This is a genomic window from Mesorhizobium sp. B2-7-3, from assembly GCF_006440715.1.
GTDB lineage: Bacteria > Pseudomonadota > Alphaproteobacteria > Rhizobiales > Rhizobiaceae > Mesorhizobium > Mesorhizobium australicum.
Window position 1 is genome coordinate 1 of record NZ_VFTY01000023.1, and the last position, 9,883, is coordinate 9,883.

Sequence of the window (9,883 nt, forward strand, 5' to 3'; positions counted from 1 at the left end):
CTTGCTCTCCTTGCAAAGGGCCGAAAGTGTAACCCATCTATCCGGAATGAACTGTCACCCATCTCTCGGGAAGGGCAGACTCCATTCGAGGCCGAAGCGCGCACCGAATAAGCCCTGATCCAAACACTCTGCAGCCTAGACTTAACCAAGAAGTGTCACGCTCGGCAGTGCGTCAGCGATCTCGCAAACCACAGCGGGCGCGACCAGAACATGTGGTCAATCTGGGTGGGCCGGACCAAATCCTTCTGCACCCGAACTGTTGAAAGCGCCTTATTGCCTCCGCGAGAGCAACTTTGTTTGCGGACATGCGTACTCGTCGGCATATGCCAGAACAGGCTTGCTGTTGCCCATCTTCAATATCTTGTCTCGGGGCTTCAAGTTTCGATACCGGCATTTGATCCCGCCGGCGTCCCAAATGTGTGCTATTTTTGCTACATTTTTTGACCGTCTGCCTAAATTCTATGATTTAGTCACAGCTTAATAATGAAACGCGCACGTTAATTTGCAAGATAGTGGCAAGGTCAGGCGCCAAGCCCGGCTGGGGCGCTCTTAAAAAGCGCGGGGAAACGTGGGTGGGAAAATGAAGACGACAGGTCTGTCGACCAAGGTCATGGGCGTTGGTCTCTTGATGACGGCTACCATGCTGAGCTGCTGGGGCGCGCATGCGCTGACACTCAAGGAAGCCATGGCGGTCGCGGTGGAATCCAACCCGGAAATCGGCCAGGCCATCGAAAACCGCGAGGCCATCGAGTTCGAACTGCGGCAAGCAAAAGGGCTCTATCTTCCAAGCGTCGACCTGGAGGCATCCGCTGGTGCTCGCCGCCTGGACAACTCCTCCCGCCGCGCGCTCTCCATCGAGCACGATGCGCTTTATCCCGCGGAGACCGATCTGACGGTTTCGCAAACGCTTTATGATAGTGGCGCAAGGCGAGCCGAACTCAACCGTCAAGCCTCGCGAGTGGATGGCGCCTCATTCCGCGTGCTGGAGCGATCTGAGTTCATCGGGCTGTCTGTCGTCCAGGATTACCTGGAATACATGCTTCAGGCCTCGATCGTGGCCGAGGCAAAGAAGAATCTGGGCTTTCACCAAGCGATTCTCCACGACATCAGGGAAGGCATAGCAGGCGGCGGATTGAACGAAGCCGACCGGCAACAGGCCGAGGAGCGCTTGTTTGCGGCCAAGGCCCGCATGCAGGAGGCTTCCGAGGAACTCGAGGCCTCGAGAATACGCTTCTTCAAGACCGTCGGGAAACCGCTGACCAATGCATCGCGGCCAGGCGACGTTTCCTCTGCACTGCCAAGGTCCCTGGACGACGCGCTGGGCATTGCGCGGGAGAACAACCCGCGCGTCCACATGGCCAATAGCGATATCGCCGCCGCGGGCTCGCAGGTTGACGCCGCTCGGGCGAAATACGGCCCGTCGGTCGTCGCCGAAGGCGTTGCCCGGGCCGGATACGACATTGACGGCGACAATGGAGACACGTCCGATCTGCAGGCACGGGTGGTGCTGCGGTGGAACCTGTATCGGGGCGGCATCGACAAAGCGAATGAGCAGGAGCAGATCCGCCGCGCCAGCGAACAGCGGCTTGGGCTGCATCAGGTTCTGCGGGAGATCGAAGAAGCCGTTCGCACGTCGTGGGATCGCCGCTTCCGGCAAGCCGACCTGGCAAAGACCCTGAAGCTGCAAGCCGCTTCCAACGAGAAGCTGGTTGCCTCTTATCGCGAGCAGTTCAAGGTCGGACAGCGCTCGCTGCTCGATGTGCTGGATGCGCAGAATACGCGGTTCAACACAGCAACGCTGGCGGACACCGCGTCCTACGCATCCCTCTTTGCCCAATACCGACTTCTGGCGGCAACCGGGCAGTTGCTGAATACGATGGACATCCAGCCGCCGAAGCAGGCCGCGGCCTACGCCAAGGATGAATTCGCGGTTCCGGAGATCCCGGACACCGAAACCTATGCACGGACCCCGTCGGAACAGAAGAACGACCTGCCCTTCGATATCCTCGCCCCTGTCAGGAAGAAGTGAGCCGTAAGGGGTGTTGAGGGTTCTGGCGGGCGGGTCGTGAATCAGCAGCCACATATTCTGTCGCCCAAGGAGGCGTTCAAGGCCTGCTTTTCGGCGGTGGCTGCCTATCTCGGCAGGCCGAGCGCCGAAACCGTGCTGTTTGCCGGAGTGCCGATTTCGGACACGCGCATCGAGGTCACCGAGATCCGGCATCTTGCCGAGCGCATCGGTCTCGAGACCCAGGAATTCAACCATCGCGACTTCCTGCGCGGTCGCGTCGATCTTCCGGCAATTCTCTTCCGTGTCAGTCAGTTGCCGATCGCCTTGCTGGCGGAAACCGACGGCGACGGGTATCTCACGGCCCCGCAGGAAGACGGGCGCACGACTGTCGGCAAATCCGAGCTGGCCGCAAGTTACATCAGTGGCGGCGTATCCTTCTCGATCACCTATGCCAACGCCACCGAGGGCATGAAGGTCGGGTCGGCGCAGCAGATCGAGCGGCGCCATTGGCTGACGGGGACGATGGGCGCTTTCTGGCGCACCTATTCCAAGGTCGTGCTGTCGGCGATCTTCATCAATCTTTTGGCCATCGCCTCGCCGATCTTCACCATGAATGTCTATGACCGCATATTGCCGAACAAGGCGATATCGACGCTTTGGGTGCTGGCGATCGGCATCGGCGCCGTCATTCTCTTCGATCTGCTTTTGAAAACGGCCCGAGCCTCGCTCATCGACTATGCCGGGCGCAAGGCGGACTTGCGGATATCGTATCTGCTGTTCGAGAAGGTGCTGAATTCATCCCTGTCCGCGCGCCCGGGCTCGACAGGCGAATATGCCAACCGCGTCACCCAATATGAGTTCGTCAGGGAATTTTTCACCTCCAACACGATCAGCGTGTTCATCGATACGGCTTTCGTCTTCATCTTCCTGCTCGTCATCTACGCGATCGGCGGCTGGCTGGTCGTCATCCCGGCCCTCGCATTTGTGGCGTCGGTGGTCGTTGGCCTCGTCACGCAACGCCGCATCGGCAAACGGGTCGCAGCCTCCATGAATGAAGCCTCCCAGCGCCAGGCTCTGCTGGTCGAGTCCATCTCCACGCTGGAAACGATCAAGTCGCTGCGCGCCGAAGCCTATTTGCTGAGGAAGTGGGGCGAGCATTCGAAGAATGCGGCCAACACTTCCGAGAAGATCAAGCAGCTCTCGGCGGCGGCCGGCAACATCACCCAGGCCATCCAGCAGCTTGTGACGGTCGCCCTGGTCGTGGCTGGAGCCTACGCCTTTTCGGAAGGGCATGTTTCGACAGGAGCCATCATTGGAACGGTGATGCTGGCGAGCCGGGCCGTGGCTCCGCTCGGCCAGATCGCGATCACCCTATCGAGATTTCGCCAGGCCATGCTCTCCTTGAGAATGGTGAATTCCATCATGGCCCAGCCGGAGGACCGGCCGGATACGGTGGGCTTCGTCAATCGTCCGATTCGCAATGGCGCGATGACGTTCAAGAATGTCGGCTTCGTCTACCCCGGATCGGAAAACGAGGTTCTGTCCGGCCTCAACTTTTCGGTGAAGCCGGGAGAGCGCATCGGCATCATCGGCCGCATCGGATCGGGCAAGACGACGATGGGACGCCTGATCGGCAGGCTTTTTCTGCCAAGCTCCGGCGAATTGCTGCTGGATGGCATCGACATCCGCCAGTATCACCCGTCAGAGGTCCGCGCTGCCGTCGGCATCGTCGCGCAAGCCGGCGATCTGTTTTCGGGCACCATCAAGGAGAACCTGCTGATGGCATCTCCGGAGGCGACCGACGAGCAGATCATCGAAGCCGCGAAAGCCGCCGGCGTCGACGAGTTCGTGTCTCGCCACCCGCGTGGCTACGACATGAACGTCGGTGAACGGGGCACCAATCTTTCCGGCGGGCAGAGACAGACGGTGGCGATCGCCCGGCTGCTTTTGACCAAGCCGAAGATCGTCTTTCTGGATGAACCGTCCGGCTCGATGGATCTGGCGTCGGAACGGCAACTGATAAAGCAACTCAAGACCGCTTTCGACCACAACACGACGCTGATCGTCTCGACGCATCGCTTCAGCATGCTCGAATTGGCTGATCGCCTCATTGTTATCGAACAAGGAAAGATAGTTGCCGACGGGCCAAAAGAACAAGTCATTCAGGCGCTGCAGAGAACGAATTCCTGAATGAACAAATTATATCGGGCTGAAACCGATATGATAACGGGGCGTGGGAAATGCTTGCCAGGGAAGACCGCCCGCCGCTTTTCGCGACGGCGTCCATATTCATCATAGGGGCGCTCTTCGTCGCCTTTGTCGCTTGGTCGTCCTTCGCCGAGGTCGACGAGATCGCGCGTGGCGACGGCAAGGTCATACCGGCCTCCAAGACCCAGGTCATTCAAGCCAGCGAGCCGGGCGTCGTTCAGGAAATCGCCGTGAAGGTGGGGCAGGTCGTCAGGAAGAACGACCTTATTATCCGCCTCGACAATACTTTGAACACATCCAGCCTCGGCGAACAGCAAGCCAAGGCGCGGGCCCTGCAAACACGCATCGCCAGGCTCAAATACGAACAGAGCGGCAGCATCACCGGATCGTTTCCTTGTCCGCAGGACATCCAATCCGTGGCGCCGGAAATCTGTGACAACGAACAAAATCTCCTCGTTGCCCGGCGCGAAAACTTCGACAACAAGCTGTCGGTGCTCAAGTCGCGACTCGACCAGCGCGAAAAAGAACTGGACGAGGCGAACGCCAATCTCGACCGCCTGACAAAAAACCTGGCTGTGAGCGACCAGCAGGCGAAGCTGGTCGAGGCGATGGTCAAGAAAGGTCTGATGGCAAGGACCGAGCAGCTCAAGGTCGAGCAGGAACAGACCGAACTCAACGGCCAATTGAACCTGGCCGGCGAGACGATAAAGAAGGGCAAGTCGGCGATCACCGAGGCGCAGCTCCAGGTCGAGGAACTCGGGCTGCAGTTGAAGCAGGAAGCGCTCGATGACCTGACGCAGGCCTTGGCCGATCTTTCAGTGGTGGACGAAACCATTCGCGGCGCGACCGACAAGGTCGCGCGAACGGATATCCGCTCGCCGGTGGACGGCATCGTCAACACCATGGAACTGAACACCGTCGGCGCCTTCGTCCAGCCGGGTACTGTCGTGGCCGGCATCGTGCCCACTTCCGAGACATTGCTGGTCGAAGCACGTGTTTCGCCCCGCGATGTCGCGTTTATCCGCCCAGATCAGGATGCCTTGATCAAAGTCACGGCTTACGATTTCTCGATCTTTGGCGGCATCGAAGGCAAGGTTTCAAACATAACCGCCGACAGCCTGGTCGATCAGAAGACGGGCGAGCCCTACTATCAGGTGCGTGTTTCAACCGATAGATCGACGCTGGAGCGAGACGGAAAGGCATATTCGATCATCCCCGGCATGATCTGTTCGGTGGATATCAAGACCGGTCGCAAGACGATCCTGAGCTACCTGCTGAAGCCGATCAACAAAGCCCGCCAGGAGGCAATGAGTGAGCGCTAGCGCCACCTCTCCCGCGACCCGGAGCGACCACTTGCTTCTGCCACTCCCGACAGAAGATTTCGAACTCGAGTTCCGCGTCGTGGCGCGCGGCGGCATCAGGCGCGGCATTCGGCTTGAACGGGCTTTCTGGGTTTCGCTGAAACAGATGGCTGAAAGCCGCAAATGCACGATCGGCATGCTGGTCGACGAGATCGCCGAAGGTCACGCGGAGAAAGGAAACTTGACCTCGGCAATCCGGGTGGCCTGCATACGCGAGTTGGGGCGCGAGAACCTGAATTTGCGTAGGCTTGCATCGATCAGGACGATAAACGCCATTCTACTTGCCTGCCCGTCGCCGGCCTTCGCCTTGGCCTCGACGAAGAAGATCGTGACCTTCAATGCGCCGTTCCAGCAATTGGTCAAACGACAATTGCCGGCGGCATTCGACGAAGACACGCGCCAGGACCTGAAGCTGGCGCTGGATCTCAACGTGGCCGATATATTCGCCCGCCTCGACACCAATGGCGATGTTGCCGTTGCGAGCGGATTTGTGATTGGAGCCGGCGAACGCCGTTACCGGGGCCAATTGAACGTGGTGCGGGCGCCGGTGCTGGACCTGGAATTGCTGATGGCTTTCGTCTTCAACGGCTAGCGCCGTTCATCGTTTCACGCAAACGCCGAACCGCCCTATCTGCTGACGCGATTCCGCCGGAAAACCAACAATAGACTTTTCCAGGAATTGTTCCGCCATTCAACCAGGACAAGAAAGCCGGCGCGCGGGCCCTTACTTGACTTCCGCCTGGAGGCCTTCGCCAGGGGCGACGGTTGCGAAACCGCCCTTGACATCGGCCATCTGGGCGTCCCCCGACTTGGACCCGTGGATCCACGCCCGGTCGGTGCTGAACGAGTACAGTGGCTGATAATTCGGAAGGGCGCTGTCCTTGAGCACCGTATCGTTGAGACTGTCGAGAATATAAGCGCCGCTTGCGGTGCTGACCGAAAGCACGGCGTGGAAGAAGCCCCGCTTGCGGTCCTGGAGAACGACGAGCGACATGCTGCGTGCCGGAATGCCGGCCCTCAGCAACGCGGTCATCTTGAGAATGGCGAAGTCCTCGCAATCGCCGGCACGATTGGCGAGGATCTCCGAAGGCTTCGCCCAATAGTCAAGCTTGCCGTAAACGACGCTGTCCTTCTTATAGGCGATCAGGTGGTTGATGCCGCTGTCGATGAACGACAGTTTTTCGACGAACCCCTTGCCTTGGGCGGCCGAGAGCATGGCCGCGAAGGCCGGGCTCTCGTGATCACAGGGGCTGCCCGCGGTGCAATCGGTTATGGCCTGGTAGACAGGTGCCCAGCGCGCCGAAACGGGAAAATTGCGCATGGACAGCGCAACCGACCCGAAAACGCCCGGAATGATCGACGCCGTCGGCATCGGGTCGATACCCCTGCCCTCTTGCGCCATCGAGGCGCTGGACCCGTCTTGAGCGGAAACGGGACCATATCCGTTCAGGACAAGGCTGATCCGGTAGGGGGTGGCCGGCTGCCAGGGCTGGTATCTCTGCAGCGAAATGCCGCCGAGGCCAGGCGGCGCCTGGACCGCTCCAAGCAGTGCTGTTTCGGGCATGAAATTCCTGATGACGGGCCCGGCAAGGGCTGGCTGCGCCGAGCCGGCTATCCCCACCGCCAGCAGAAGCAGCTTGAGCTTGCACTTCCCCGGAGCATTCTTTTGTTTTTTCATGACGCCCACCTTTGACTGTGGACGCTACCAATTTTGTCTCAAATTACTGGAAAGGAAGATAGATAAGTTTCCTACGAATTCGCTTTGCTGATTTTAGTAAAATTTTACATGTATTTATACTTATATTTACCAAGTTTTCCGCGCCGCCGGTGGCGAAGCGCTATGCCTTCCAGACAACATATAACTGATTATATGTTCACAGTTTACCAAGCGTAAAAAAAGTCATCGAAGGCATATCCAAATATATAGAATGGATTGATGGACCGTTGCAAAGTCAAGCCGCCGCCTGTCTCTATCCGGGAAATACCGGAGGGGTTTAAGCTATGGCGAACAGTATTGAACTGGACAATCTTTCGACCTCGTGGGACGAGCATTCCGTCTCCAGCGATCATCACGACCTGACAGCGCCGACCCAGGTGGTGGCGCAAGCCGCGCCCGCCGAGCAAGCGGCGGCACCGGTCCAAACAGCGCCGGCCGCGGCCGAGCCTGTACCGGTCGATGTCGGTGGCGGCGCGCCGCCGGCAGCCCCGCCAACGGCGAATGCCCCGCACGAATACGTCGCGGACGCAAGCAACGTCGTCAAACTTCCCGCCAATGTCTCGATCGACAACATCAAGGTCGACGGCCACAACCTCGTGCTCGAGCAGGCGGACGGCTCGGTGATCGCCATCAAGGACGGTGCCCTGCATGTGCCGACCTTCGTCATCGGCGACGTCGAAGTGCCGCGCGTGGCCCTGATCGCAGCGCTGGAAGCGAGCCATGTCGATGTCGCCTTTGGCGCGGACGGCTCGATATCGGCCGGTGGCAGCACGACCTCGAGCGCCGGCGGGAATTTCGAACAGCCTGCCGGCGGGATCGGCGACGGCTTTGGCCTGTCGGCGCTCCTGCCGCCGACGGCTTTGCAGTTTGGGCAGCCGGATCATCGCGAGTTGTTCCCGAGCCTCCTGCCCGATTCAACGCCGTCTATCGCCGACCTGACGCCTTCCGTCGGTGGCGGCGATACCACCGTTAATGAAAAAGGCCTGCCGGCAAGCTTCGGCGCGGAAGGTTCGGGCGAACTGGCCGCGCCGGGCACCGACGGCGACACATCCGAACACAACACCGGCACCTTCACCATCACCTCGCCTGACGGTGTCGGCTCGCTGACCATCGCCGGCCAGGTGATTTCGGGTGCAGCACTTGCCAACAGCGCATCGGCGCCGATTGAAATCACCACACCGCTCGGCAACACGCTGACCATCAACGGCTACGACGCCAGCACCGGCCAGGTGAGCTACAGCTACACGCTCGTCCATGGCGCGGTGCATCCCGGCCCGGGAACCGATTCCATCTTCGACGACATGACATTGACGGTGACCGACACCGACGGCGACGTCTCGGCTCCCGGTACGCTGTCGGTCCAGATCATCGACGACGTGCCGACCGCCAATGCCGACATCGGCACCGTGCCGTCCGGCAGCCATGCCGCGATCACCGGCGATGTGTTCGTGAACGACGTGTTCGGCGCCGACGGCAAGGATGCCGCGGGTGGTGTCGTAGGCGTCGCCGCCGGCAACACCAATGCCAATCTCGACAGCGCAGCGACCATCGGCTCTGTCATCCACGGCACCTACGGCACGCTGACGCTGCATGCCGACGGCTCCTACAGTTACACCCGCGACGCCGGCTCGCCCGGCGGCGTCAACGACGTCTTCACCTACACCATCAAGGATGGCGACGGCGACCTGGCGCACACCACGCTAACCATCGGCATCGGCGACGGCACCCCGCACATCGACACGGTCCCGGCGACCGGCGGCGCCGACACCACCGTCTATGAAGCAGGCCTCGGCACACGCGGCAGCGAGCCGGCCGGCTCGCATACCGGCAACGTGGCCTATCCCACGACCGTCTCGGGCGCCGTCGACATCAGCTCGTCGGACGGCGTGGCGGCGGTCTCGCTGCAGGGCGTCACCATCGCAAGCACCAATGCGCTCACTCCGACGTCGGTCTTCTCCAACACCACCGGGACGCTGACCGCCTGGTACGAGGCGACGACCCCGACGACCGGACACATCCACTACACCTACACACTGCTGGACAACACCGGCGACACCAACAACACCTCGATCCCCGTCTCCATCGGCGTCACCGACACCGATCCGACCACCCCAGAGACCGCCACCGGTACGCTCACCGTCAACATCGTCGACGATGTGCCGACGGCCAATGCCAACACCGGCAACGTCGCCGAAGGCGCGCTGCTCAGCGTCAATGCGGCGGCTGGCGTGCTGACCAACGACGTCGCCGGCGCCGACGGCTTTGCCGCCAGCGGCGGCGTGGTGGGCGTGCGCGCCGCCGGCGTCGACACCACCACGGCGGTGACCACCGGCGCCGGCACCGACATTGCCGGCCTGCACGGCACCCTGCATCTCAACGCCGACGGCTCCTACACCTATCAGTCGACGGCCAACAACATCACCTCGGATGCCACCGACGTGTTCGTCTACACCATCAAGGATGGCGACGGCGACCTGTCGACGACGACACTGACCATCAACGTCGCCGACGCCACCATCGTCGCTCCGGCCGACAACGACGTCACCGTCAACGAAGCCGCGCTCGACCTGGTCAAGGCCGGCGCCGACC

General features: G+C 60.8%; 6 protein-coding genes. 5 read left to right on the forward strand and 1 reads right to left on the reverse strand.

The window, feature by feature from the left end; translation table 11 throughout:
• Positions 1–580: 580 nt before the first annotated feature.
• From FJW04_RS29780 to FJW04_RS29795, 4 genes are read left to right on the forward strand one after another with little or no spacing between them, the layout of a single operon-like run.
• The gene (locus FJW04_RS29780; RefSeq protein WP_140718402.1) at positions 581–2,029 is read left to right on the forward strand and encodes a TolC family protein; all 1,449 of its coding nucleotides are present in this window, start codon (positions 581–583) and stop codon (positions 2,027–2,029) included.
• Between the two features lie 36 nt (positions 2,030–2,065).
• Positions 2,066–4,198, forward strand: coding sequence for a type I secretion system permease/ATPase (locus FJW04_RS29785; protein WP_140663265.1), 2,133 nt, complete (start codon positions 2,066–2,068; stop codon positions 4,196–4,198).
• Positions 4,199–4,248: 50 nt separating this feature from the next.
• Positions 4,249–5,538 carry an HlyD family type I secretion periplasmic adaptor subunit gene (locus FJW04_RS29790; protein WP_140718404.1) on the forward strand — a complete coding sequence of 430 codons (1,290 nt, stop codon included), beginning with the start codon at positions 4,249–4,251 and terminating at the stop codon, positions 5,536–5,538.
• Positions 5,528–6,169, forward strand: a complete 642-nt coding sequence (locus tag FJW04_RS29795; RefSeq protein WP_140618714.1) for a ribbon-helix-helix domain-containing protein — start codon at positions 5,528–5,530, stop codon at positions 6,167–6,169. The genes FJW04_RS29790 and FJW04_RS29795 overlap by 11 nt, the downstream gene beginning before the upstream one ends.
• A 132-nt stretch (positions 6,170–6,301) precedes the next feature.
• On the opposite strand, the gene FJW04_RS29800 is transcribed toward FJW04_RS29795, so the two are convergent.
• Entirely contained in the window at positions 6,302–7,255 is a 954-nt protein-coding gene (locus tag FJW04_RS29800) for a transglutaminase-like cysteine peptidase (protein ID WP_140718406.1), read from the reverse strand.
• Between the two features lie 323 nt (positions 7,256–7,578).
• Here FJW04_RS29800 and FJW04_RS29805 point away from each other — a divergent pair.
• The coding region (locus FJW04_RS29805; protein ID WP_210241327.1) for an Ig-like domain-containing protein at positions 7,579–9,883 on the forward strand (2,305 nt) is incomplete at its 3' end.